This is a genomic window from uncultured Rhodococcus sp. (assembly GCF_963525155.1).
Classification (GTDB): Bacteria; Actinomycetota; Actinomycetes; order Mycobacteriales; family Mycobacteriaceae; genus Rhodococcus_F; species Rhodococcus_F qingshengii.
The window spans coordinates 1-24214 of record NZ_CAURKP010000079.1 but is presented as its reverse complement, the minus strand read 5'-3'; the positions used below and the strand labels follow the sequence as shown (position 1 = coordinate 24214).

The following is a 24214-nucleotide window of genomic DNA, read 5'->3' as shown; positions in this document are numbered from 1 at the left end:
TCGGGCGCGAGTCCTCCACTGTCCGAAGGTAATCCCGGTATCGGCGACAAAGGCTCGCATCAAGGTCTTGGAACTGACCCCGAGTTCGCCCGCCCACTCCCCAAGCGTCCGTGAGTCTGCCGGATCGGCAAGGATGCGGGCAGAAACCGAACTCGCCGCAGCATTGCGAGGAACCGCGAGGACGTCGTGCCGTTCGGGGGCTGAAGCAAGAATGTCGTAGAGCAACTCCTGACTCATCAATCGCCGAGCATCGTCGATGGTCCGATCGGCGAGATGCCGCAGCAATTGAGCAGACAAAGCATCGACTTCGAGAACCAGTGGCTGAGTCCACCTGGGCCCGCCAGGGCGTAGATCCGGACGCGCATAAGCCGCGATCATGCACCCCTCCGTCAGAAGTGTCATGTCGTGGAGAACGGTGCCCGGCAACCAGACCAAGTGCTCGCCGTGCAGGTGCCACACATTGCCTCCGGCAGCGATCTGCATGGTCCCTTCACTCATCCAGGCGATCTGATGCTCGGGGTGTCGATGAGCTCCGTACGCAGTCACTCCGTCGACGACGTTGGTGTAGACCTGAAAATCTTTGAATGTCCGTCCGCGACTATCGGGCAGCGCTAGCAAGGACTTTGGGCGAGTCGAGTACTCGATAGTGGACATTTTGCGTCTTTCTGGGCGTATCCGAGTCCATCCTGAAGGATGGACCGACGATCCTGCAAAGGTTAGCCTCACTTTATTGCTGACGCGACCAGTTCAGCACTTCATGCGGAGCTCAGATCATTCGCCCACCACTCCGAAGGAGCATGCACGTGCCCTCACGTAGCACCCGAATCCTCGCCGCCCTACTCACGACGGCCGCGATCATCGGGTTCTCGACTGCCTGCGGAACCTCGCAAGGCGTCGACACCGCATCAGCGCCCCAGAGCAACGACGCATTCCCCGTGACGATCGAGCACGCACTGGGTGCGACGACAATCGACGCCGCACCACAGCGCGTCGTCACACTCGGATACACCGATCACGAACCACTGCTTGCCCTGGGAGTTGAACCCGTCGGCATGGCCGAATGGTGGGGGTCCGGCATGGATGAAAGCTGGCCGTGGACGAAGGATTACTGGAAGGGAAAGACTCCGACCTACATCAACAGCGGCGGAGACTTCAACTTCGAGCAAATCGCCTCCCTCGCACCAGATCTGATCCTCGCGCTGTACGCCGACATCGACACGGAAACCTACAAGAAGCTGACCTCGATTGCGCCGACTGTCGCACAGAGCAAGGACTACGACGCATACACAACGCCGTGGACCGACATGACGCTCACCGCCGGGCGCGCCCTCGGCAAAGGACCACAAGCTCAGCAACTGATCACGGACACCGAAAACGCGTTTGCCGCCGCTCGCGCTGCACACCCGGAGTTTGCCGGGCAAACCGCAACGATCGTCAACCTCGACACTCCCGAGGGATACGTGTTCTCGTCGCACGACCCACGCGGCATTTTCCTCTCGTCACTCGGGTTCACCCTCCCCCCGACGGTCGACGCATTCGTCGGCGACCAGTTCGGTGACTGGCTGCCGAACGAGCGATACGACATCCTCGAACCCGTTGATCGTTTGATCGTGATGGCCGATCCGGAGGGAGAGAAGGCCCTCGCCGGCAACACTCTCTACCAGCGGCTACCCGCTGTGAAGAACGGAAATGCGATAGTCGTGCGGTACACCGCAGATCCACCCGTCGGCGCGGCGATGTCCGGCAATACCGTCCTGAGCATTCCGTATGCCATCGACCAACTGACAGCCACGTTGTCGAAGTAAACAACAGGGCAGGTATCGAAAATATGTTCGAAGAGTGTTAGCCTCGGGGTTAGGAAGCACTCACGGACATCGAGGATCACCATGGACGAGGTACCGGACACCGCGTTAGATCTGGCTCGACTGGTCGACGAGCTGACGGTTCTCGACCAGCGACGCGTCGACATCGGCGAGAGTTTGGTTCATCTCGAGTACCTCTACTCCCAGATGGGCGCACGGCAACAGGCAGATGCTGCCCGAAAAGCCTTCCAGGAGAAGTACGTCGGACGAATCTACGAACTCGCAGACGGCCTGCGAACCTGAAAAGGGGTTGCACACAACCACTGACCGAGCGCATGGTCATTCCTGCACGACACACCGGACCGATCGGTTCGGCTGTGAACTATGTGGGAGAAATCTGATGGAGAAGATCACCAAGAGGCTGTGGAACTGGGCATCGATACTCGACGAGAACACTCGCGAGCAAGCGCTGCGCACGTCCCAGATGCCTTTTGTCCGTCCACATCTGGCATTGATGCCGGATGCGCACCTCGGTGCGGGAGCGACGGTGGGTTCGGTCATTCCGACGGAAGGCGCAATCATGCCCGCCGCCGTCGGAGTCGATATCGGCTGCGGAATGATCGCGGTCAAAACCCAGTTCAACGCACGCGACCTTCAAGGCCGCGACCTGAGCGTACTTCGCCACAGCATCGAACGCTCCGTTCCGCTCTCGGCAGGTGTCTACAACAAGACGCTGAGCGACACGGCGAAAATCCGCATCGCAGAACTCGAGGCAATGGCGGGCGATCGCCTGGCCTTCTACGACAAGTTCAAGAACAACTGGAGGTTTCAGCTCGGAACGCTGGGCTCTGGTAACCACTTCATCGAGGTGACACTCGATGAAAGCGACGGCGTCTGGCTGTTCCTGCACTCGGGAAGCCGCGGTATCGGAAACAAGCTCGCGCAGCATCACATCAAGATCGCCAAGGACTTGTGCGAGCGGTGGTACATCAACCTTCCCGATCCGGATCTTGCCTACCTGGTCGAGAAGACACCCGAATTCGACTCGTACATCACCGATCTCAACTGGGCTCAGCACTTCGCTCTGCTCAACCGCGAAGAGATGATGGACCGCGTCGTGAAGGACTTCGCGCATTTCATGGGAGACGGCAAGCCCGCGATCATCGACGAAGTCGAGCGGATCAACTGCCACCACAACTTCACCCAGAAGGAGTTCCACATGGGCAGGGGTGTGTGGCTGAGTCGTAAGGGTGCGATCAAGGCAGACGAGGGCACGCCCGGGCTCATCCCCGGTTCGATGGGGACGGCGAGTTACGTCGTCGTCGGGAAGGGAAACGTACCGTCGTTCAAGTCCAGCCCCCACGGCGCGGGTCGGGTGTACGGACGTAACCAGGCACGCAAGACCTTCACCATCGAAGATCTCGACAAGGCAATGGTCGGCATCGAATACAAGCGTTCCGCGGCGTTCCTCGACGAGATCCCGGGTGCGTACAAGGACATCGACGTCGTGATGGACGACGCGAAGGACTTGGTCGAGATTCGACACACGCTGCGTCAGATTGTGAACGTCAAGGGCAACTGACCCCGCACAACTCCGCGAAATACGAAGTGCCCCCCCCCTATACGCGGGGCACGTCGTTGTCGAGATAATTCCCGCAAGCGCAGATCATTCAGGAAGGCGCAGATCCGGCTTGTCCAGCTCTTCGATGTTGACGTCCTTGAAGGTCACGACGCGTACGTATTTCACGAATCGCGCCGGGCGGTACATGTCCCACACCCAGGCGTCGGACATCCGCAGCTCGAAGTAGATCTCCCCGTCTGAATTGTGGGGCAGCAACTCGACCGTGTTGGCCAGGTAGAAACGTCGTTCGGTCTCCACGACGTAGGAGAACTGTCCGACGATGTCCCGGTATTCACGGTAGAGCGACAGCTCCATCTCGGTTTCGTACTTCTCGAGATCCTCGGCACTCATCGGTTTAGCCAGTCCTCCCAGTTCGTCTGAACGTCCATCATCCCGTACGGCCCGCGCGTTGTTCCAACCGGACTCCCGCAGCCACCACGTTGGCATAGGTCATGCGGTGCTCGGGGCACGGCCCCAGCTCGTCGAGTGCGTCCATGTGCAGTGGCGTGCTGTATCCCTTGTGAATCGCGAAGCCGTATCCGGGATGAGTGTCGTCCATCTCGGTCATCACACGATCTCGGGTCACCTTCGCGAGAACGCTTGCCGCAGCGATACATGCAGCGGCGCCGTCACCGCCGATGACGGGTAGCGACGGAGCCGTCAGACCCGGAACCCGGAATCCGTCGGTGAGAACGTAGCCCGGTTCGAGTTCGAGGCCCGCAACTGCTCGCCGCATCCCCTCGATGTTGGCGACGTGGATGCCGATCTGATCGACTTCCGCAGCGGGAACAGAGATGACACTCCACGCCAAAGCCAAGCGCTTGATCGCCGGGAAAAGCTCCTCGCGCGCACGTTCGGTCAGCTTCTTCGAATCGTCGAGCCGCGCGAGGGCTGCTTGCGGTTTCGGCGCCAGGACACACGCTGCAATGACAAGTGGACCAGCGCACGCTCCGCGACCGGCTTCGTCGACGCCGGCGACCGGACCGAGTCCGGTTCGCGCCAACGCAGACTCCATCGTCCGCAGACCTGCCGATCTGCGAATGACAACGCGAGGGGGCCAACTACTCACTGTCTCTGCCTACTCGGAACTACGCGAATCCATTTGTGCGGTCCGACAACTCAGTTGCCCTGAATATCAGGCGCATCGATGCCGCCCATTCGCGACGGGGGAAGAACGATGAAACGAGCTTGACCGATGATGTTGTCGATCGGGACGGTTCCCTGGAACTCGTCGTCGACGTGGTAGCGCGAGTCGGCGGAATTGCTGCGGTTGTCACCCATGACCCACACGTGGCCCTCGGGAACGGTGATCGGCCCGAAGCAGCGGCCCGACTTCAGTTCGGTGTCACACGTCTGTGTTCCCGGGGTGAACGGGAAATCCATCTTGATGTACGGCTCGTCTAGCGGCTTGCCGTCGACCAGGACTCGGCCCTGATCGTCGCAGCATTCGACGGTCTGGCCGCCGGTAGCGATCACTCGCTTGACCAAGTCGTTCTCGTCCGGCGGAACGAGGCCGACCCACGAACCGACCTCTTGAATGCCGCGGACGACAACGTTGTCGGACCGATTGGACACATATTTCGTGTTCCACGAATCGGGTCCCTTGAAGACGACGACGTCGCCGGGTTCCGGATCGCCGAAGCGGTATCCGATCTTCTCCACCACGATGCGGTCACCGGTACATCCTGCACAGCCGTGCAGTGTCGGTTCCATCGACTCGGATGGGATGAGAAAAACTCTGAAGACAAATGCCTGAAGGACGATGCTGAGTACCAGCGCTACGCCGATCAGAACAGGGAGTTCTCGCAGAAACGATCGCTGTTTCTTCTGCGGCCGATGTGAGGTCGGTTCCGCGGAACCGCTTGATCCCTCGTGATTCTCGGGTCCGGACGACAATGCCTGCTCCTTCGAAGAATCTGCCACAGAAACCAGATTAGCCCGACACCGCGCGTACGCGGTGCCGGGCTCATCGGAAAGATCAGCGCTTTTCCTTGATCTTCGCCTTCTTGCCACGAAGCTCACGGAGGTAGTACAGCTTGGCGCGACGGACGTCACCGCGGGTCAGAACCTCGATGGAGGCCAGCGTGGGGCTGTGAACCGGGAAGGTGCGCTCGACGCCGACGCCGAAGGAGACCTTACGGACGGTGAAGGTCTCGCGAACGCCGCCGCCCTGGCGACGAATAACGACGCCCTTGAAGACCTGCACGCGCTCCTTGGAGCCTTCGATAACCTTGACGTTCACGTTGAGCGTGTCGCCGGGACGGAACTCGGGGATGTCGTCGCGGAGCGACTTTTTGTCCAGGAAGTCCAGGGTGTTCATATGTCATCCTTGTATTTCGCAGGAGCAGAGGAACCGAGCGGCACGCGTTTCGGTCTCCCGAAACGGCGCTCGTCTGGTTCGTGCCCAGATCAAGTGCTGCTGCCTGGTCCAGGCAACCCGTCCATTGTGCCAGACGCGGATACCAGCGGGGAAATCGGTGGCGGCGGAGCTGCGTGGATGGTGTGGTCCAGTTCCTGCTCGGCCGCGGTCATCGCATGTTCGACGCTCGGCGATCCGGCAATCAGATCCTGAACGTAGATCTTGGCCCGGATGACGGGCCGACGCCATTTCCGTTCACGTTCGAGCGCGCGGTTCATCCGTTTCGGCTTGCGCGTGTACCGCCAGCGAGCCCACGGTGCACCCGGCCGGCTCAGGCGAACCGCTCCGATTACCAGCAACGGGAAAACGAACAGACCGACGAGCCCCGTCCAGATCTTCCCCTTGAGAATCACGATGGCTGCCAAGGCGAAGTTGATCAACGCGACGAAAACGAAGACCAACTTGATCCACGGATCGCGTTCTTCACGAAATCCGGCGACGTCGAGAAGTTCGAGCGGGCGGAAACCCAGCAGCACCAGGCCGGTCACGGCGATCGCGACGAAAACCGCATCCACCGAGGTCCGACCTTGTTCGGACCAGTACACATCCTTCAGATAGAAGATCAGTGCGAACTCGTCGAGCACCAACGCCGCACCCATACCGAAGATCGCCGCCAGGACGGCACCGGTGGTCTGCGAACCATCGACGTAGACCGCGATCAACGCACCACCGGAGATCATCATGGCGATCACACCGAACACGACGTGATGCACATGCTGGCCTCCGGGCGCGATGTTGCCCGGCCACCATTTCACCTGCGCGCGAATCATCCGGACGCTGAGGCGGATGAAAAGGAAGGCGGACAGGAACCCGAGCAGGAAGAACAGCAACGGCAATCGGCCATGGGCGATGATCTCGCGCTCGAGCCACTCCCGCATCACTGTCCTCCCTTCACCGAATTCATGATCCGACCCTGATCGGATTCATACCGCCAACCGACTCGATTGTGACGATACGGACTTCGAAAACCCGGCGGACGGATTTACTTGCCGAAGCCCGCCTTGCGCAGAGCGTCGGCCATCGACCCGGCAGCAGGCGCGCGGTTGTCCGGTCGCTGCTCGCGTCCGCCCTGGCGTCCGCCGCCACCTCGTTGCTGACCCTGCCCCTGACGCTGGCCCTGCGGCTGGCCCTGACGCTGAGGTTGCCCACCTCGCTGGCCTTCGGACTTGCGGGGCGCTCCCACCTCGTCGTCGAGACGCAGCGTCAGCCCGATGCGTTGGCGTGCCTCGTCCACTTCGAGGACCTTCACCTTGACGACGTCACCTGACTTGACGACCTCGCGTGGGTCCTTGACGAAGTTGTGTGACATCGCCGAGACGTGAACCAGACCGTCCTGATGAACTCCGATGTCGACGAAGGCACCGAAGGCTGCGACGTTGGTGACCACGCCTTCGAGAGTCATGCCGGGCTTGAGATGCGCGACCTTCTCGATACCTGCGGCAAAGGTTGCGGTCTTGAATTCGGGTCGTGGATCTCGTCCCGGCTTCTCCAACTCGGAGATGATGTCGGTGACGGTCGGTAGACCGAATCGCTCGTCGACGTAGTCGGACGCCTTGACCGATCGAAGTGCCTGCGAGTTTCCGATCACGGTGCGCACGTCCCCCCCTGCACTCGCAACGATCTTGCGAACCACCGGATATGCCTCCGGGTGGACGCTCGACGCATCGAGAGGGTCGTCGCCGTCGGTGATCCGCAGGAAGCCTGCGCACTGCTCGAATGCCTTGGGTCCCAGGCGGGAGACATCCTTGAGACCCTTGCGGGATTTGAACGGACCGTTCTGGTCCCGATGCGCGACGATGCTCTCTGCAAGGGATCCTGCAATTCCGGACACCCGAGCAAGCAGCGGCACGGACGCGGTGTTGACGTCGACGCCGACCGAGTTGACGGCATCCTCGACGACGGCGTCGAGGGAACGCGAGAGCAGCGATTCGGTGATGTCGTGCTGGTACTGACCGACGCCGATGGACTTGGGATCGATCTTGACCAACTCCGCCAACGGATCCTGCAAGCGACGCGCAATGGACACCGCACCGCGAATCGAGACGTCGAGGTCGGGAAGTTCCTGCGACGCGTAGGCCGAAGCCGAGTACACCGATGCGCCTGCCTCGGAGACGACGATCTTGGTCAGGTTGGGCGCGCCGGTCTTCTTGATCAGTTCGGTAGCGAGCGTGTCGGTCTCGCGTGAGGCCGTGCCGTTGCCGATGGCGATCAGTTCGACGCCGTGTTCGGCGACCAGTCCGGCAAGCGTCGCGAGAGCCGCGTCCCACTTGTTCTGCGGCTGGTGCGGGTAAATCGTCTCGTAGGCAACAACTTTGCCGGTTCCGTCGACGACGGCAACCTTCGTTCCGGTGCGGAATCCGGGGTCGAGTCCCATGGTGGGTCGGGCGCCGGCGGGAGCTGCGAGGAGTAGATCCTTGAGGTTGGTGGCGAAGACGTCGACGGCGTCCTTTTCGGCCGACTGCCGCAGACGCATCCGAGTGTCGATACCGAGCGTGACGGCGAACTTCGTCTTCCACGCCCACTTGACGGTGTCGAGAAGCCACCCGTCGGCGGCCCGACCACGGTCGGCGATCTCGAACCGCGACGCGATGCGGCCTTCGTAGACCGTGCGCTCCCCCGGCGCGAGTTCTTCGGTGTCTGCCGCCATGTTGAGCGACAGCACTTCTTCCTTCTCGCCGCGCAGGACGGCGAGGATGCGGTGCGAGGGCAATTTGGAGAACGGTTCCGAGAACTCGAAGTAGTCAGCAAACTTCGAGCCATCGGTTTCCTTGCCCTTGCGGACCGAGGAGACGACCTGGCCGCGATTCCACATCAGCTCACGCAATTCACCGACCAGATCGGCGTCCTCGGCGAAGCGCTCGACGAGGATCGACCGGGCACCGTCGAGTTGCTCGTCCGAATACTGCGCGGGATCGGTGGTGGGATCTCCGATGAGAGCATCGGCGACGGGCTCGTGGCCGGCCTCGCGGGCGATCTGCGCCTTGGTGCGCCGCTTCGGCTTGAAGGGGAGGTAGATGTCCTCCAGCCGCGCTTTCGTCTCGGCCAGCATGATCTGACCGCGCAGTTGATCGTCGAGTTTGCCCTGAGAGTCGATCTCCGTGAGCACGGCGTCACGACGGTCGTCGAGCTCGCGGAGATACCGCAGCCGCTCGTCCAGGAGTCGCAGCTGGGCGTCGTCGAGCGTGCCGGTGACTTCCTTGCGGTACCGGGCGATGAAGGGCACCGTGGCTCCGCCGTCGAGAAGGTCGACTGCTGCTGCAACCTGGCCTTCGCGGACGTCGAGTTCCTCGGCAATGCGCTGGTTCACGGTCTTGAGAATCACGAGATCCGACCCTACCGCTATCCTGAGACAAGAAGATCGGCAACAGTGCCGTGTCAGGGCTACCGGGGGAAACAGATGAGTACGCGGTACGTCCGGATTGCCGCAATGGTGGCCGCAGTTACTTTTGCGGCCTCGTGCAGCGGTGGACAGAACCCGGATGATCCGATGCAGACCCCCGCCTTTCCCGACACCAATGTTCCGGTAGCCGAGACCCTCGACGGCCGTCTGGGACAGGCTCAGGTGGCTGCGCTCGGGCGTGGTGCGGACGTCTCCATCGCCATCCTCGACCGCTCCTCGGACAAGTACCTCGACGTCGCCGGTGACCAGCAGATCGAAACAGCCTCGGTGGCAAAACTTTTCATCGCCGAGGATCTACTTCATCAGGATGCGCGCGGTGAGCGACCCATCACGGACGACGATCGCACCCTCATGGCGGCGATGCTCGAATCCTCCGACGACACCGCAGCCAACCTCCTGTGGGACGAGGTCGGCGGCCAAGAGGTGATCACCCGCGTCGCCGAGCGTTACGCACTGACCGCGACGACGCCGCCCTGGGACGGAATGTGGTGGAACACCGAAACCACGACACGTGACCTGGTCACCTTCTACAGCGGTGTCCTCGACGACTCCGATCAACTCGGACCTGAACGGGTCGAGCAGTTCGTCGAGTACCTGCGGCAATCCACTCCCGAAGGAACCGACGGTTACGACCAGAGGTTCGGATTGCCCGAGGCCTTGTTCGGCGAGCCTGTCATAGGAGTCAAACAGGGCTGGATGTGCTGTGTCGAGGACAAGTGGATCCATCTGTCCACCGGCATCGTCGGTGACGACAACCGATACATCATCGCGATCGGTTCGCGAGAAGACGTCCAGTACACGGACGAGGACAGCTTCTATCCCGACACCTCGTTCACCGATGCCGTCGACGACGAAAGTGCACTGCACGCACGCGACACGGTCACCGGCGTCACGCAGATTCTCTTCCCGAGCGGAAGCATCGACGACTGGGCAGCGGCATCCACGACCGCGGATTCGGCGATGCCCGAAGCTTCCGGGCCCTGATTCGATCCACGCGGTCGTGTTCGTCCTCAAGCCTGCTTGTACTCGAGCACCGAACCGATGACACGGTCCTGTTGTTCGAACGTAAGCATGGGCCACAGCGGCAGTCGAAGGATCGACGCGGAGAACTCGGCACTACGCACGCACGGCTGCGGTGTTCGTCCGTAGCGCACACCGGCCGCACTCGTATCGAGCGGAACGTAGTGGAACGGCGCCACGATTCCGTCACCGGCAAGGTGCCGAATCAAGCCGTCACGGCTCTCTTCGGTCGGCATCTTGAGATAGAACAGGTGCGCAGTGTGCTCGCGATCATCGGGCACCGCCATGGGCACGACACCGTTCGCGGCCGCCCACTCGCCCAGACTCACGCTGTAGGCGTCCCAGACGCGATGCCTCGCCGCCTGAATCGCGTCGAACTCAGAGAGTTGTGCGTCGAGGACGGCGGCATTGAGTTCACTGGGCAGATAACTCGACCCGATGTCCTGCCACGAATACTTGTCGACCTGCCCGCGCAGGAAACGCGCACGGTCGGTCCCCTTCTCACGGATGATTTCGGCGCGAGTCATCAACTGATCGTCGGAGAGCAACAGCGCGCCGCCCTCACCGCAGTGAACGTTCTTGGTGTCGTGAAAACTCTGCGTTCCGATAGTTCCGATGGTGCCGAGCGAGCGCCCGCGCCACTTTCCGCCGAGCCCGTGGGCGTTGTCTTCGATCAACGCAACGCCGTGGAGTTCCGCGAGGTCGAGGAGAGGTTCCATGTCCGCGGCGACTCCGCCGTAATGCATGACCAGTACAGCTTTGGTGCGTTCGGTGATCGCCGCCGCGACGCACGCCGGGTCGATGTTGCCGGTACTCGGATCGATGTCGACGAAAACAACAGTGGCCCCGCGCAACGCGACGGCGGTCGCCGCCGAACTGAACGCGAAGCTCGGAACTATTACCTCGTCGCCCGGGCCCAATTCGAGCAGCAGCGCACCCAATTCGAGTGCATGCGTGCACGAGGTGGTCAGCAGAGCATGCGTGGATCCGGTGATCGCCTTGAGCGCTGCAGTCGCGGACTTGGTGAAACGTCCGTCACCGTGAATGTGGTCGGACTCCAGAACCGTTGCCAGATTCGACAATTCGTTCGATGCCCGATAGGGGCGGGAGAAGATGATGCGATCAGTGCTCACGACTACGCCGATCGATCGAGGTTCCGGGCCGCGGGGAGTCGACAGTCAGATACAGCGGCTTTCCGACAAGGACGTGCAGTGCCACACCGAGATATTCGGCAATGAGCCCGAGCGAGAACAGGATCGCACCCGAACAGACCAGCAGCGCCATGATGATCGACGCCCATCCTTCGGGATCATTGTTGTCGCCGGTCATGGCGCCGATGAAGATCACCGCGGCCATGATCACACCGGCCGACGCCAGGGTGACTCCGAGCAGGCTGACCAGACGCAGACCGCGTGTTCCGCTACACAACACCATCTTCCAGAACAACGAGAACAAACGGCGGTAGTTGTACCCGGATTCTTCGCGGCCTTCGGCTCGAAGTGTCACCGGCGCCGTGGCCGTGTTACCGACAACCCACGTCAGCGCAACGTCCAGATACACGCCGTTGGCCGCGACGCCGGCCAACTGTCGGCCGATGTCACCGCGGATCAGGCGGTAACTTTCGAATCTCGTCGAATCAGGGAACGCGAATACCGTCGCCAAGACGATCTTTGCGCCGCGCGAGGTCAGGTTCCGCAAGAATCCGTGCGGGCGTGTGTTCGTGGGTTTGGAATACACGAGATCGGATCGCTCCGTCAGCGCGGTGTCGAGGAAAGCCCCGATGTGCACCGGGTCGTGCTGGCCGTCCTCGTCCATCGTCACGATCCACTGTCCAGTTGCAGCGGCCATGCCGGCGATGGTCGCCGCGTCCTGGCCGTAGTTGCGGCTGAGCCACACGACACGCACCTGCTCGAAACGGCGCTCCAATTCGAGTAACACGACGTCGGAGCGGTCCGGGCCGTTGTCGTGAACCAGCACGATCTCGTCGACGGAGAACTGCGCTCCACCGGGCGTCGCACTCGGTGTGCCCAGGCCGTCCAACTCCTCGACGAGCGCCGTGATCGTCTTTTCGCCCTGATAAACGGGCACTACGACGGAAATCGAGTGCACTCGCTTCCACTCCCTTCAGGGGGCTCGACTGGCGCCGAGAGACAGGCACGATCGGGCCCACACCGTCGCGAACTTTAACACGCAGAGATGTCTTGACTTCGGATGCCGGCGGCGCGTGACGCGCTCGCGTCTCCGTACGCCCCACCTGCCCTGTTAAGGTCTGGAACTCGTGGTGGAAACTCGCACTCTCGCCCGGGCAGACGTGTACAAGTGGGGCGCCGTCACGGCGATCGGTGTCATCGCCGGTTATCTGGCCGTGGTGCTCGCGAATGCTCGTCACTTCTACACCGACGACACCGAGTCCCAATACGCGCCGCTGTGGGTCATGCTCGGCCGCAGTCTGCGAGAAGGACACCTCCCGGTGCTCGTCCCCGAGAACTGGATGGCGGGCAACTACGCGATCGAGGAAGCAGGCCTTCTCAATCCACCGCAACTCCTGATCGACCTGATCGCACCGTCCTTCGACAACCTGGCGTTGTACGCGACGATCGTGAAGTTGATCTTCGCGATCATCCTTGCACTCGGCGTCTATCGGATCTGCCTCGAGTACGGCTCGAAGCCCACGTGGGCTGCCGTCGCCGGCGTCTCGATTCCGTTCACCGGTTTCCTGCTGTTCTTCGACTCGGCCAGTTGGATGACTGCCTTCACCGGCACTGCCTGGATGGTTCAGGCGTGGGCGTCGGCAATCCGCTACGCCCGAGGTAAGAGCGGTCCGATCCCGACCTTCGTGTTCTTGTATCTCGCGATGTCGGTCCAATATGTTTTCCCCGCAGTCGAATCCGGCTTGATGATCGGCGCGGTCGCAATCGGCGAAGTTGTCTATCAGCGGCGTTGGCTGCCGTCACTGCGGCTTCTGGCGGTGTCCGCGTGTGCCGCTCTGGCCGGTCTCGCGACGTATCTGCCGAGCCTGCTCACCGCGGACGTCACCTGGCGCGGTGCATCCGAAGTCAAGAACGATGCATTCCTCGCCGTCCCGTGGTCGGAATCGCTGAACGCGAGCCTGCCGAGCACGATGCCCGCGTTCACCTCGTGGTGGGGATACATCCAGACCATGCCCATGGTCTACATCGCCTGGTTCCTCATACCCGCCCTGGCATTCATCGACTGGGGCAAGGCACGCGCCGCGGCACGCGAATTGACCGCCGTCGGGATCTTCACGGTCGCCGTCCTCATGTGGACTGCCGGGCCGAGCACGATCGGCCCACTGCGGTGGCCCGCGCGCGTACTTCCGATGGTGGCCATCGGACTCCTGCTTCTGGTGTGCATCCTGCTCGGGCGTTACGCCACGACCGACAAGTTGCGCGGGCGCTGCGTTGCAGCGGGAATCCTCGTGGGCCTGCTTCTGATTCGGTCAGCCTCGGCAGCTCCCGGGCTCGCGAAATGGCATGTGATCTCAGCCCTGCTCGTTGCCGCACTCGGCGCCGCGATGGTCTGGCTCGGCCGTACCAAAGGCACTGCTTTCGCATGCCTCGTAGCGATCGTCGCGGTCTCCCCCATCGCCTACGCCCAGGTTCGGGCCGCGCAACCAACCCCGATGAGCTGGAACCTGCCCGAATCCCGCTCGGAGATGAAAGAGGCCTTCCCCGACTTCGAAGGCACGACACTGCAACTGGGCGACCGTGCACTCATCGCCCCCGGGGACAAAACCCTCGACGGAGCGTACGGTTCCCTGGCTTTCGGCAACTACCCCAAAGACCTCGAACTGACCTACACCAGCGGCTACACCCCCAACGGGCACTTCTACTTCGGTGATCTGCTCTGCATGCGCTGGGACATGAGCGTCTGCCCCGACGCCTTTCGGCGCGCATTCACCGTCGAACCCACCACCGGCCGCACCATCGTCGACCTGATGAACGTGGACCGCGTCGTACTTCAGAACGCTCTCTACCCCGATGCACGCAAGAACCCGGCTCCCGACGGATGGAAATGGGTCGACTACCCCGGACACGAGAACTACATCTCGGTACTCGAACGCGTCGACGGCCCCGTCTCGACACGCAACGGACGCATCGCCGACGCCCACGGCGTCGAGGCTACGTCGATCGCGGAATCGAACATGTCGAGCACCCTTCGTGTCAGTTCGGAGACCGGCGGCAAGGTTGTGTTCGCACGGCTCGGCTGGCCCGGATATCGGGCGAGCATCGACGGTCAGCCTGTCCCGATCGACGTCGTCGCGAAGTCCTTTGTCACCGTGGACGTTCCAGCCGGTACGAAAGACGCGGAACTTGTCCTGACGTGGCGTCCCCCGGGATGGAAGGTCGGCGGCGCTTCGATGGTCGCCGGAGTCCTCGGACTCGGCGTGCTCGAGTGGATGTATCTGCGGACCCGACGCAAGGACGGGATCAACACCGTGAAAACCGAGTCTTCATGACCGAAGACATCGCATCACCCGAGAACCCCGGCCCACTGCTTCGCGTGGTCAAGCATCAGCCCATCGCATTTGCCATTGTCGGAGTGGCTAATACGGCGATCGGATACGTGCTCTTCGTGGTCTGGTCACTGATCCTCGACAACAAGGATCTGTATCAAGTGGCTGTGATCGGCGCGTACTCCATCAGCGTGCTCATCGCTTTCGTTCTGCATCGGACTCTGGTTTTCCGCGTCCGCGGACATGTGGCACGCGACCTGGGAGCGTTCATCGTCGTCAATTCCGGTGGCCTGGTGCTGAATCTGATACTCGGAACAATCGCGGTGTCGATTCTGCATGCCCCGCCGCTTCCCGCCCAGGCGGTTGTCATGTTGATCGTTGCGGGTGTGAGCTTCTTCGGTCATCGATACTTCTCGTTCCGCCGCAAACCTGCCGAACGGCACTGACCTTCTACGATTCGCGGGGTAGCGCTCGATCCACCGCTGCCTCGACGATCGTCCGAATATCTTCCTCTCCGAACAGGTTCGGCAATGTGAGGCGATCCAGTGCGAGCCAGTTCAGCGACAAATAGAGCAGGCGAACGGTCATCGCATCACCCGGCACGCCCGACGCCAGATGATTGGCTACGTTCAGATCGAAGTCTTCTCGGATGCGGACGGTCAGCACCGCTCGCAGGTCCGGTCGACGCGTCGCCTCCAGTCGCAACTCCATGAGCGCGAGGAAACCCGTTCCGAACGAGGTGACGCGCTCGACCACGTCGAGCATGAGCGTCACCAGGCGCTCACGATCGGTGCCGTTGACGGGATCGATCATCCCTTCGAGGTCCTCCGGAATCAGTCGCTCGTAGATCCGGCCACCCGCTTGAGTGAGCAGGTCGTCGCGATTGGAGAAGTAGTTCGACGCTGTCCCGTTCGGCACTGCTGCCTGGGCGTCGACGGCTCGAAACGTCAAGCCTCGAGCACCCTCTCGGGCCAACACCTCGATTGCCGCGTCGATCAGGGCAAGCCGGCGTTCCGGGTTCTTTCGCACTTGACATCACTCCTGACACGACCCTAAGTTAAACCACTACAAACATAGTACTACGAACGGAGCGTTATATGCGAAAGCTTGTGTACTACGTGGGAGCTTCCCTCGACGGATACATCGCGGGGCCTGGTGGCGAATTCGATTTCCTCCCGGTCTCCGAACAGATCACGGCCTGGATATGCGATCGATATCCTGAAACCGTGCCAACGCATGTGCGGCCCGCTCTCGGAATCGAGGACGCGCCCAACAGGACCTTCGACACGGTCGTCATGGGCCGCGGCTCCTACGAGCCCGGGCTGGCCGCCGGAGTGAAAAGCCCCTTCGCGCACCTGCGTCAGTTCGTCGTCTCCACAACCATCCCTGACGCCGAGGATCCCCCCGTCACCATCGTTCGCGCCGATCCGCTCGGGGTAGTCAGATCTCTCAAAGAGGAAGAAGGACAAGATATCTGGCTGTGTGGCGGCGGAACTCTCGCCGGCGAACTACTACCGGAGATCGACGAGTTGATCATCAAGAGGTATCCGGTAGTCGCCGGCGCAGGCATACCGATGATCAGAGGTAACTTCGAGCCGACACTGTTCACACCGACTGCAACCGAATCGCTCGACGACGGCGCAAGCATCACCTGGTTGAAGCGAAATACCTAAGGAAGAAGATCCGGTCGACGCTCGGCCGTGCGCTGCAGCGACTGCTCATGGCGCCACGCTTTGATCTTCGCGTGATCACCGGAGAGAAGCACCGGCGGAACTTCGAGGTCGCGCCACACAGCCGGGCGAGTGTAGCTAGGCCCTTCGAGAAGGCCGTCGGAGAATGAATCCTCTTGGTGTGACAGCTGATTGCCGAGAACGCCGGGCATCAGTCGCACGACAGCCTCGACCATCACCAGCACCGCTGCTTCTCCGCCGATCAGGACATAATCGCCGATGCTGACTTCTTCGACTCTGACCCGCTTGGCGGCGTCGTCGAAAACCCGTTGATCGATACCTTCGTATCGGCCGCAGGCGAAGACGAGGTGCTTGGCGTTGGACCAGCGGTGCGCGGTCTCCTGGGTGAACGGAACGCCGGCGGGAGTGGGCACCACCAGAATGGTCTCGGCATCATCGGGGCCGGAAGAATCGGAGCGCCCGATCACGTCGTCCAGTGCCGGGCCCCAGACGGTTGGTTTCATGACCATGCCGGGTCCGCCGCCGTACGGGGAATCGTCGACGGCTTTGTGTACGTCATGGGTCCACGACCGCAGATCGTGGACGTCGACCGAGATCAAGCCGCGTTCGATTGCCTTGCCCAGCAAGGCAGCACGAAGCGGTTCGAGATACTCGGGAAAGATGGTGACTACATCGAGACGCATGACAAGCGATCAGTCGCTGTCGGCGTTCGAATTGTCGCTGTTCGACTTGTCACCGAAGTCCGGGTCGAGCAGTCCCTCGGGGGGCTCGATCACCACGACGCCGTCGGCGATCGACACCGAGGTGACGATGGCTGCGACAAACGGGATCAGCAATTCACCGGACGTCTCACCGGCGCGGCGAATCGATAGCAATTCACCTGCGGCGGAATGCAATACCTCGATGACCGAACCGATCTCGGTGCCGTCCGTGAGGACGACCTTCAGTCCTTCGAGTTCGTGATCGTAGAACTCGTCCGGATCATCCGAAGGCTCGAGTTCGGAACTGTCGATGACAAACAGTGTGCCGCGCAACGCATCTGCGTCGCCACGGTCACTGACGCCTTCGAGGCGCAGCAGAAGCCGCCCGGAATGATCCCGGGCGGCTTCCACTGTGTACGACTTCAGTGTGGACTCGCGCGGCTTGCGCCCACGCAGCACGGAACCTACGGCAAAACGATCTTCGGGCTCGTCTGTACGAACCTCGACTACCAATTCACCTTTGATGCCATGCGACTTCGCGACACGACCGACTACGAGTTCCACCTGTTTACTGCCGTCTACTGATCGGTGTCGACGACATCAACACGGATACCGCGGCCACCGATGCCGGAGACCAAGGTCCGCAGAGCGGTCGCAGTGCGACCACCCCGACCGATGACCTTGCCGAGATCGTCTGGGTGCACGTGCACCTCGACGGTCCGTCCCCGACGTCCGGTGATCAGCTCGACGCGCACATCGTCGGGATTGGCGACGATGCCACGCACGAGATGCTCTACCGCATCAGCGACGACGGCACTCACTTGTCAGCAGCCTCGGCGTCTGCAGCGGGAGCCTCGGCGTCAGCCGCGGTGTCTTCTGCCTTGGCCTCGTCAGCCTTTGCAGCCTTCTTCTTCTTGGGGGTGATTGCTTCTGCAACCGGCTCGTTCTCGGCCTGCGCGAGCGCAGCCTGGAAGAGCTCGAGCTTGGTGGGCTTGGCTTCCTTGACGCGCAGGGTGCCTTCGGTGCCCGGCAGGCCCTTGAACTTCTGCCAGTCACCGGTGATCTTGAGGAGTGCCTCGACGGGCTCGGTGGGCTGTGCGCCCACGGACAGCCAGTACTGAGCGCGCTCGGAATCGATGTCGATCAGCGAGGGCTCTTCCTTGGGGTGGTACTTGCCGATGGTCTCGATCGCACGGCCGTCACGACGGGTGCGCGAGTCGGCGATGACAACGCGGTACTGAGCGTTGCGGATCTTGCCGAGGCGGGTGAGCTTGATTTTGACAGCCACAGCTGCAGTTCTCCTTCAGCGCGCACAACAGTGCTGCGCATGTCACGTGCAATTCAGCGACCCACACGATTTGTGAGCCCGGTTTTGCCTCTATCCTGTGACCGTCGCAGCGGTACGTAACCGGTTGCGACGAACAATGGTCCATTGTGCCAGATGGGTGGGCTCGTTCGGAAACCACCCTGTGCGCGCTTCGAGAGTGCGGGGACTCCCTAACCACTCACGGGGGTTCCGCGGAGGATCACACGCATCGGCTTCGCGAGCACATCGGGGTTTCCGCGCGGATCTTCGGAATAAACCACCAGGTCGGCGGGCGCTCCTTCTTCGATCCCCTGCGCACCCAACCAACTCCGCGCGTCCCAGCAGGCTGCGCCCAGCGCCTGATGCGCCGTCAGACCGGCAACTTCGAGTTCGGCGATCTCGTCGGCGATCCGCCCGTGCCTGATCGATCCGCCGGCATCCGTTCCGGCATAGATCGGAATCCCGGCCTCGTGAGCGGCACCGATCGTCCGATGTCGACGAGCGTGCAGATCCCGCATGTGCGCCGCGTAGATCGGATACCGCGTGGCAGAGTCCGCGATCTCGGGGAAAGTAGCGATGTTGATCAGCGTCGGAACCAAGGCCGTGCCGTGAGCGACCATCAACTCGATGGTCGCGTCCGTCAATCCGGTGCCGTGCTCGATGCAGTCGATGCCGGCGTTGATCAGGCCGGGCAGAGCATCCTCGGCAAAGACGTGAGCGGTGACCCTTGCGCCTTCGGCATGGGCGGCAGCGATGGCCTCGACCAGAATCTCGTCGCTCCACAACGGGGCGAGGTCACCGATGGAACGATCGATCCAGTCCCCGACGAGCTTGACCCAACCGTCACCGGCGCGTGCCTGACGCACCACCTCGGCCGGCAACTGAGATTCGTCGTCCAGGTCGACCGGCAGGCCCGGGATGTACCGCTTCGGTGCTGCGATGTGCTGACCTGCGCGAATGATCCGCGGCAGATCGAGGCGCTCGTCGATGAACCTGGTGTCGACCGGCGATCCGGCGTCGCGGAGCAACAGCACGCCCGCGTCACGTTCGGTCTTCGCCTGCCCCAGCAAGCCGTCGACGGTTTCGCCCCCGCCACCGCCGTAGCGGATACCGACGTGACAGTGCGCATCCACGAGACCCGGTGTGATCCAACCCGATTCAACGATCGTCTCCGCACCGGACACCGGCTCGAAGGAAATCAGCCCGTCGACGATCCACAATTCGATCGGCTCGGCATCGGGCAGACCGATACCCCGCAGATGAAGCGCAGCCACCGACTACTTCTTGGGCAGCTTGAGCTGGGAGAGATCGATGCCTTCCAGTCCGGGCGGCAACTGATCGAGACCCTTGGGCATGTTCGACAGGTCGGGCATGCCGGCCGGCATTCCGCCGGGCATACCCGGGAATCCGCCCATGCCGGGGAATCCTCCGCGCATCTTGGGCTGCGTCGGGCCCTTGCCGCCCTTCTTGCCCTTCTTGCCCTTCTTGCTGCGAACCTGCTTACGCGCGCCGGGCATGCCCATACGGCCGGCCATGGCAGCCATCATCTTGCGGGCTTCGAAGAAACGGTCCACCAACTGGTTGACGTCGGAAACCTTGACCCCGGAACCGTTCGCGATGCGCAGTCGGCGTGAGGCGTTGATGATCTTCGGATCGTCGCGCTCGGCCGGCGTCATACCGCGGATGATGGCCTGAATGCGATCGAGTTGCTTCTCGTCGACGTTGGCAAGCGCGTCCTTCATGCCGCCGGCACCCGGCAACATACCGAGGAGGTTGCCGATCGGGCCCATCTTGCGGACGGCCATCATCTGATCGAGGAAGTCTTCGAGGGTGAGCTGACCGGAACCGATCTTCGCTGCGGTGGCTTCGGCCTGATCGGCGTCGAAAACCTGCTCGGCCTGCTCGATGAGGCTCAGGACGTCGCCCATGCCGAGGATCCGGCTGGCCATGCGATCGGGATGGAAGACGTCGAAGTCTTCGAGCTTCTCGCCGGTGGAGGCGAAGAGGATCGGCTGGCCGGTGACCTCGCGGACGCTCAGCGCGGCGCCACCGCGGGCGTCGCCGTCGAGCTTGGTGAGGACGACACCGGTGATGCCGACTCCCTCACGGAAAGCGTCGGCCGTGCTGACCGCGTCCTGACCGATCATGGCGTCGAGGACGAAGATGGTCTCGTCCGGGTTGACGGCGTCACGGATACCGGCGGCCTGCGCCATCAGCTCCGAGTCGATACCGAGGCGACCGGCGGTGTCGACGATCACGACGTCGTAATGCTTGTTGCGTGCTTCTTCGACGCCGGCGCGGGCGACCTCGACGGGGTCGGCTGCGGAAACGCCCAGTGCATTCTCGCCGCCGCCGATGGAGGTGCCGGGGTGCGGCGCGAAGACTGCGGCGCCTGCACGCTCACCGACGATCTGAAGCTGAGTGACGGCGCCGGGACGCTGAAGGTCACAGGCGACGAGGAGGGGCGTGTGCCCCTGATCCTTGAGCCACTTGGCCAACTTTCCGGCCAGCGTGGTCTTACCGGAACCCTGCAGACCGGCCAACATGATGACCGTCGGCGGCGTCTTGGCGAACTGCAGTCGACGGGTTTCACCGCCGAGAACCTCGACCAGTTCTTCGTTGACGATCTTGACGACCTGCTGAGCCGGGTTCAGTGCACCCGAGACCTCGGCGCCCTTGGCACGTTCCTTGATCTTGGCGATGAAGCTGCGCACTACGGGAAGCGCTACGTCGGCCTCGAGCAGGGCAAGGCGGATCTCGCGGGCCGTAGCGTCGATGTCGGCGCCGGACAGACGACCCTTGCCACGCAGATCCTTGAGAGATCCGGTCAATCTGTCGGAAAGGGATTCGAACACCGAGTGCGCTCCTGAAGGTCGTGCGAGTTAGCCGTGGATATTCTCGGGCACCAGCCTAGCCGCTACGCCCGCACCGATCCCAGCCGATGCGGGCGTAACTGCCGAAACCGGTCCGTCAATCCTCTTTCTTCTTGGGTTGTGGCACCGGAACCACCGCCAGCACCGCCTCCTCGACGCGCTCTCGCGCCGCGCGGGTATCGGCCTCACCGAAGTCGAGGCAGAACGCGTCGACCACCGAGGAACCCAAGGTGGCGACCTTCGCCCACCGGATGTCGGCTCCACTGTGTTCGAGTGCTGCGGCCAGTCGGCAGAGCAGGCCGACGCGGTCCTCGGTACGCAATTCGAGGATCGCCTGACCGTCACCGGGCGCGTCGAACCAGATGACCCGCGGTGGCGCCTGCGCATAGAGCACCGGAACCGCGGAATCCTTGTTGGTCTGGATCGGGTCGTCCCACTGCTCTGCCCGTGCCTCCTCGTCCTTCGCGTCGAGAAGTTCGAGCAAATTCAGTTCACCGGCCGAAGCCCGGATCAATTCCTGCCGGAGCAGCACCGCCTGCGGGGGTGTGCCGAACCTCGGCGTCACGACAAACGAGTTGACCGCCGAACCTGCATGCGACCCCAGCGATGCGGAATGCACCCGCAAGGACTGCAGCGCCAGAACTCCGGCAGCCCGAGACAGCAGCCCGGGAGCGTCGGGCGCGATGACGGTCACGACGTAGGTGTGCGCATTCTCGGCCGGAACGAGCGAGACGTGAACCCCGCCCTCCTCGGCGATGGCCAATTGCTCGGGAGCGAGTGGATCGGGTTGCGGGAGCTCCTCCCCTGCCATCAGCAAACGACAACGACGCACCAGCTCGCCGATCAACGACGACTTCCAGTCGCCCCAGACACCAGGCCCGGTGGCCAGCGAATCCGCTTCCGCCAACGAATGCAGGAGATCGAGAAGGGTCCCGTCTCCCTCGAGTGCGTCGACCACTCGCTGCACCGTTGCCGGATCGTCGAGGTCGCGACGGGTGGCGGTTTCCGGCAACAGCAAGTGGTAGCGCACCATCGCCGTCAACGTCGCGACGTCGGAAGGCCAGAGTCCCAAGCGATTTCCGATCGCGGTGGCCAATTCGGCACCGACGACGCTGTGGTCTCCCCCTCGCCCCTTCCCGATGTCGTGGATCAACGCACCGAGCATGAGCAGATCCGGCCGAGCGACGCGAGTGGTGAATCCGCTTGCATACGCGGCGGTTTCGACCAGGTGCCGATCCACCGTCCACGTATGGACGGCGTCGCGCGGCGGAAGATCGCGAATGGTCCCCCACTCCGGCAGGAGTCGACCCCAGAGCCCGGTCCGGTCCATCGCCTCGATCACCGGAACCGCACGCGATCCCGAACCCAGCACGACCAAGAGATCGTTGACTGCATTTTTCGGCCACGGCTCACGCAGTTCCGGGGCGTTGTCGGCCAGGCGATTGAGCGTCGACGCGGAGATGGGCATGCCGTTGGTGGCCGCCGCTGCCGCGACCCGCATCACCAGACCGGGATCCTTCTTCGGTCTCGCATCGCGCGCCAGAACTACTTCGCCGGCATGCTCGACGACGCCCTCGTCCAGTGGCCGCCGCACCGGCGCGCGACGCAGCCGCGACAAACCACGCCGGGGCAAGGAGTTTCCGGCGGTACGGATACCGACGTCGACCGAATAGCTGATGGTGCGCGCCGATTCGCTGAGAAGGCGGGCCAGATCGAAGCGATCACCGATCCGTAGCGCCGCACCGATCTCGTCGGCGTCCTGTGCTCGCAGTTGGTCGCGGGCGCGACCGGCAACGCGGTGAAGTTCGGTGCGCACGTCGAGCAACCGCCTGTGCGCGAGTGCCAGACCGCCGCCGGGCGAGTTGGGTCCCAGCCCCGGCATCCCGTCGGTCAATTGCGCGATGGACAGGGCGTTGAGCAGTTGGACGTCACGCAGCCCGCCACGACCGCTCTTCAGATCCGGTTCGGCGCGATGGGCGATCTCGCCGCTGCGCTCCCACCTCGTACGGGTCTGGGTGATCAATTCGTCGAATCGGCTGCGGATGTCCATGCGCCACTGTCGTCGGACACCACTGATCAACAGGTTGCTCAGCTCCACGTCGCCGGCAATGTGGCGTGCTTCGAGCATTCCGAGTGCTGCCGTCATGTCGGTGGCCGCAACCTGAAGCGCCTGCGGAAGCGTCCGCACGCTGTGGTCGAGTTTGATGTGCGCGTCCCACAGCGGGTACCACAGGCTGTCCGCAACCTGGGCCACGACTGCTGGGTCCATGTCGTCGTGCAGCAGAATCAGATCGAGATCGGAATACGGCAACAGTTCGCGTCGGCCGAGACCACCCACGGCGACGATGGCAAACCCACAATCCGGTTTGATGCCCAGTTCGGTCCCCTTGGTGGTCAACCAGAATTCGTGCAGATCGACCAGTGCATGTCGCAGCGCGGGGGCGTCGAGCCTCCTGTTCTTGACGCCTCCGGTGAGTAGGGCCTTGCGTGCGCGGGCCAGGTCCGCAGCTTCGTCGGATCCCCCTGACGAGACCGGCCCTGGCCCCGTCGCTTTCGCGACGGAACCAGGGCCGAAGTTCTCGGACCCTTTCGGGTCAGAGTGCATCGCCACCGCGTTCCCCGGTGCGAACCCGGATGACCGACTCGACTGGCGAGACCCACACCGTGCCGTCACCGATCTTGCCGGTTCGAGCGGCCTCGACGATCACCTCGACCACCTTGTCAACGGCCGCGTCGTCGACGACGACCTCGACCCGGACCTTGGGTACGAAGTCCACGGAATACTCCGCGCCTCGGTACACCTCGGTGTGGCCCTTCTGTCGGCCGTAGCCCTGAACTTCGCTGACTGTCATACCCAGCACTCCGGCCTGCTCGAGTCCGGTCTTGACGTCCTCGAGCGTGAAC

25 protein-coding genes are annotated in these 24214 nt (G+C 62.7%); 7 read left to right on the top strand and 18 right to left on the bottom strand.

All coding sequences use genetic code 11. From position 1 onward, the window contains the following. Positions 1 to 654, bottom strand: a 654-nt coding sequence (locus tag RWT78_RS16855; RefSeq protein WP_314676797.1) for an AraC family transcriptional regulator, incomplete at its 3' end; no start/stop codon positions are given. Positions 655 to 797: 143 nt separating this feature from the next. On the opposite strand from RWT78_RS16855, the gene RWT78_RS16850 reads away from it, so the two are divergent. The 3 genes from RWT78_RS16850 to RWT78_RS16840 all read left to right on the top strand — a co-directional run bounded on the left by RWT78_RS16850 (position 798) and on the right by RWT78_RS16840 (position 3384). After that, on the top strand, positions 798 to 1805 hold the full coding sequence (locus RWT78_RS16850) for an iron-siderophore ABC transporter substrate-binding protein (protein WP_314676795.1): 1008 nt from the start codon (positions 798 to 800) through the stop codon (positions 1803 to 1805). Between the two features lie 81 nt (positions 1806 to 1886). Further along, the gene (locus RWT78_RS16845; protein ID WP_003942716.1) at positions 1887 to 2105 is read left to right on the top strand and encodes a hypothetical protein; all 219 of its coding nucleotides are present in this window, start codon (positions 1887 to 1889) and stop codon (positions 2103 to 2105) included. A gap of 97 nt (positions 2106 to 2202) precedes the next feature. Next, entirely contained in the window at positions 2203 to 3384 is a 1182-nt protein-coding gene (locus tag RWT78_RS16840) for an RtcB family protein (RefSeq protein WP_050656825.1), read from the top strand. Between the two features lie 84 nt (positions 3385 to 3468). On the opposite strand, the gene RWT78_RS16835 is transcribed toward RWT78_RS16840, so the two are convergent. From RWT78_RS16835 to RWT78_RS16810, 6 genes are all read right to left on the bottom strand, one after another. Then, complete coding sequence (locus RWT78_RS16835; protein WP_314676792.1) at positions 3469 to 3774, bottom strand: DUF2469 domain-containing protein; 306 nt, start codon at positions 3772 to 3774, stop codon at positions 3469 to 3471. Between the two features lie 37 nt (positions 3775 to 3811). Beyond that, on the bottom strand, positions 3812 to 4492 hold the full coding sequence (locus RWT78_RS16830; protein ID WP_314676790.1) for a ribonuclease HII: 681 nt from the start codon (positions 4490 to 4492) through the stop codon (positions 3812 to 3814). 50 nt (positions 4493 to 4542) lie between these two features. Then, the gene (gene lepB / locus RWT78_RS16825) at positions 4543 to 5346 is read right to left on the bottom strand and encodes a signal peptidase I (protein ID WP_003942787.1); all 804 of its coding nucleotides are present in this window, start codon (positions 5344 to 5346) and stop codon (positions 4543 to 4545) included. Positions 5347 to 5401: 55 nt separating this feature from the next. Beyond that, complete coding sequence (rplS, locus tag RWT78_RS16820; RefSeq protein WP_003942791.1) at positions 5402 to 5743, bottom strand: 50S ribosomal protein L19; 342 nt, start codon at positions 5741 to 5743, stop codon at positions 5402 to 5404. 89 nt (positions 5744 to 5832) lie between these two features. Next, complete coding sequence (locus tag RWT78_RS16815) at positions 5833 to 6720, bottom strand: hypothetical protein (protein ID WP_003942742.1); 888 nt, start codon at positions 6718 to 6720, stop codon at positions 5833 to 5835. A 104-nt stretch (positions 6721 to 6824) separates the two neighbouring features. After that, the gene (locus tag RWT78_RS16810) at positions 6825 to 9164 is read right to left on the bottom strand and encodes a Tex family protein (protein ID WP_314676787.1); all 2340 of its coding nucleotides are present in this window, start codon (positions 9162 to 9164) and stop codon (positions 6825 to 6827) included. Between the two features lie 75 nt (positions 9165 to 9239). Here RWT78_RS16810 and RWT78_RS16805 point away from each other — a divergent pair, with 75 nt between their 5' ends. Beyond that, a complete protein-coding gene (locus tag RWT78_RS16805; protein WP_007729299.1) occupies positions 9240 to 10226 on the top strand; it encodes a serine hydrolase in 987 nt (328 codons plus the stop codon). Positions 10227 to 10252: 26 nt separating this feature from the next. Here the strand turns inward: RWT78_RS16805 and rffA are convergent, their stop codons facing one another. Further along, a complete protein-coding gene (rffA, locus tag RWT78_RS16800; protein WP_003942806.1) occupies positions 10253 to 11395 on the bottom strand; it encodes a dTDP-4-amino-4,6-dideoxygalactose transaminase in 1143 nt (380 codons plus the stop codon). Continuing rightward, positions 11385 to 12371 (bottom strand): glycosyltransferase, encoded by a 987-nt coding sequence (locus tag RWT78_RS16795; RefSeq protein WP_003942691.1) that lies wholly within the window; start codon positions 12369 to 12371, stop codon positions 11385 to 11387. The genes rffA and RWT78_RS16795 overlap by 11 nt, the downstream gene beginning before the upstream one ends. Before the next feature lie 172 nt (positions 12372 to 12543). Here RWT78_RS16795 and RWT78_RS16790 point away from each other — a divergent pair, with 172 nt between their 5' ends. Next, positions 12544 to 14742, top strand: a complete 2199-nt coding sequence (locus tag RWT78_RS16790; protein ID WP_003942788.1) for a membrane protein — start codon at positions 12544 to 12546, stop codon at positions 14740 to 14742. Continuing rightward, complete coding sequence (locus RWT78_RS16785; RefSeq protein ID WP_003942705.1) at positions 14739 to 15185, top strand: GtrA family protein; 447 nt, start codon at positions 14739 to 14741, stop codon at positions 15183 to 15185. Before RWT78_RS16790 ends, RWT78_RS16785 begins: the two co-directional genes overlap by 4 nt. Positions 15186 to 15189: 4 nt before the next feature. Here the strand turns inward: RWT78_RS16785 and RWT78_RS16780 are convergent, their stop codons facing one another. Next, on the bottom strand, positions 15190 to 15768 hold the full coding sequence (locus tag RWT78_RS16780) for a TetR/AcrR family transcriptional regulator (RefSeq protein WP_003942695.1): 579 nt from the start codon (positions 15766 to 15768) through the stop codon (positions 15190 to 15192). A gap of 68 nt (positions 15769 to 15836) precedes the next feature. Here RWT78_RS16780 and RWT78_RS16775 point away from each other — a divergent pair, with 68 nt between their 5' ends. After that, positions 15837 to 16412, top strand: a complete 576-nt coding sequence (locus tag RWT78_RS16775; protein WP_070162251.1) for a dihydrofolate reductase family protein — start codon at positions 15837 to 15839, stop codon at positions 16410 to 16412. On the opposite strand, the gene trmD is transcribed toward RWT78_RS16775, so the two are convergent. The 8 genes from trmD to RWT78_RS16735 form a co-directional block, all read right to left on the bottom strand. Further along, on the bottom strand, positions 16409 to 17113 hold the full coding sequence (trmD, locus tag RWT78_RS16770; RefSeq protein WP_003942745.1) for a tRNA (guanosine(37)-N1)-methyltransferase TrmD: 705 nt from the start codon (positions 17111 to 17113) through the stop codon (positions 16409 to 16411). The genes RWT78_RS16775 and trmD overlap by 4 nt on opposite strands. A gap of 9 nt (positions 17114 to 17122) precedes the next feature. Continuing rightward, entirely contained in the window at positions 17123 to 17695 is a 573-nt protein-coding gene (gene rimM, locus RWT78_RS16765) for a ribosome maturation factor RimM (protein ID WP_050656639.1), read from the bottom strand. A 14-nt stretch (positions 17696 to 17709) separates the two neighbouring features. Next, positions 17710 to 17952 (bottom strand): RNA-binding protein, encoded by a 243-nt coding sequence (locus tag RWT78_RS16760; protein ID WP_003939023.1) that lies wholly within the window; start codon positions 17950 to 17952, stop codon positions 17710 to 17712. Then, positions 17949 to 18419 (bottom strand): 30S ribosomal protein S16, encoded by a 471-nt coding sequence (rpsP, locus tag RWT78_RS16755; protein ID WP_003942818.1) that lies wholly within the window; start codon positions 18417 to 18419, stop codon positions 17949 to 17951. Before rpsP ends, RWT78_RS16760 begins: the two co-directional genes overlap by 4 nt. 209 nt (positions 18420 to 18628) lie before the next feature. Continuing rightward, the gene (locus tag RWT78_RS16750; protein ID WP_050656640.1) at positions 18629 to 19711 is read right to left on the bottom strand and encodes an amidohydrolase family protein; all 1083 of its coding nucleotides are present in this window, start codon (positions 19709 to 19711) and stop codon (positions 18629 to 18631) included. A gap of 3 nt (positions 19712 to 19714) precedes the next feature. After that, on the bottom strand, positions 19715 to 21292 hold the full coding sequence (ffh, locus tag RWT78_RS16745) for a signal recognition particle protein (protein ID WP_003942713.1): 1578 nt from the start codon (positions 21290 to 21292) through the stop codon (positions 19715 to 19717). A 115-nt stretch (positions 21293 to 21407) separates the two neighbouring features. Then, positions 21408 to 23915, bottom strand: coding sequence for a [protein-PII] uridylyltransferase (locus tag RWT78_RS16740; RefSeq protein WP_003942689.1), 2508 nt, complete (start codon positions 23913 to 23915; stop codon positions 21408 to 21410). After that, on the bottom strand, positions 23905 to 24214 hold a 310-nt coding region (locus RWT78_RS16735), incomplete at its 5' end, for a P-II family nitrogen regulator (RefSeq protein WP_314676769.1). The genes RWT78_RS16735 and RWT78_RS16740, both read right to left, overlap by 11 nt.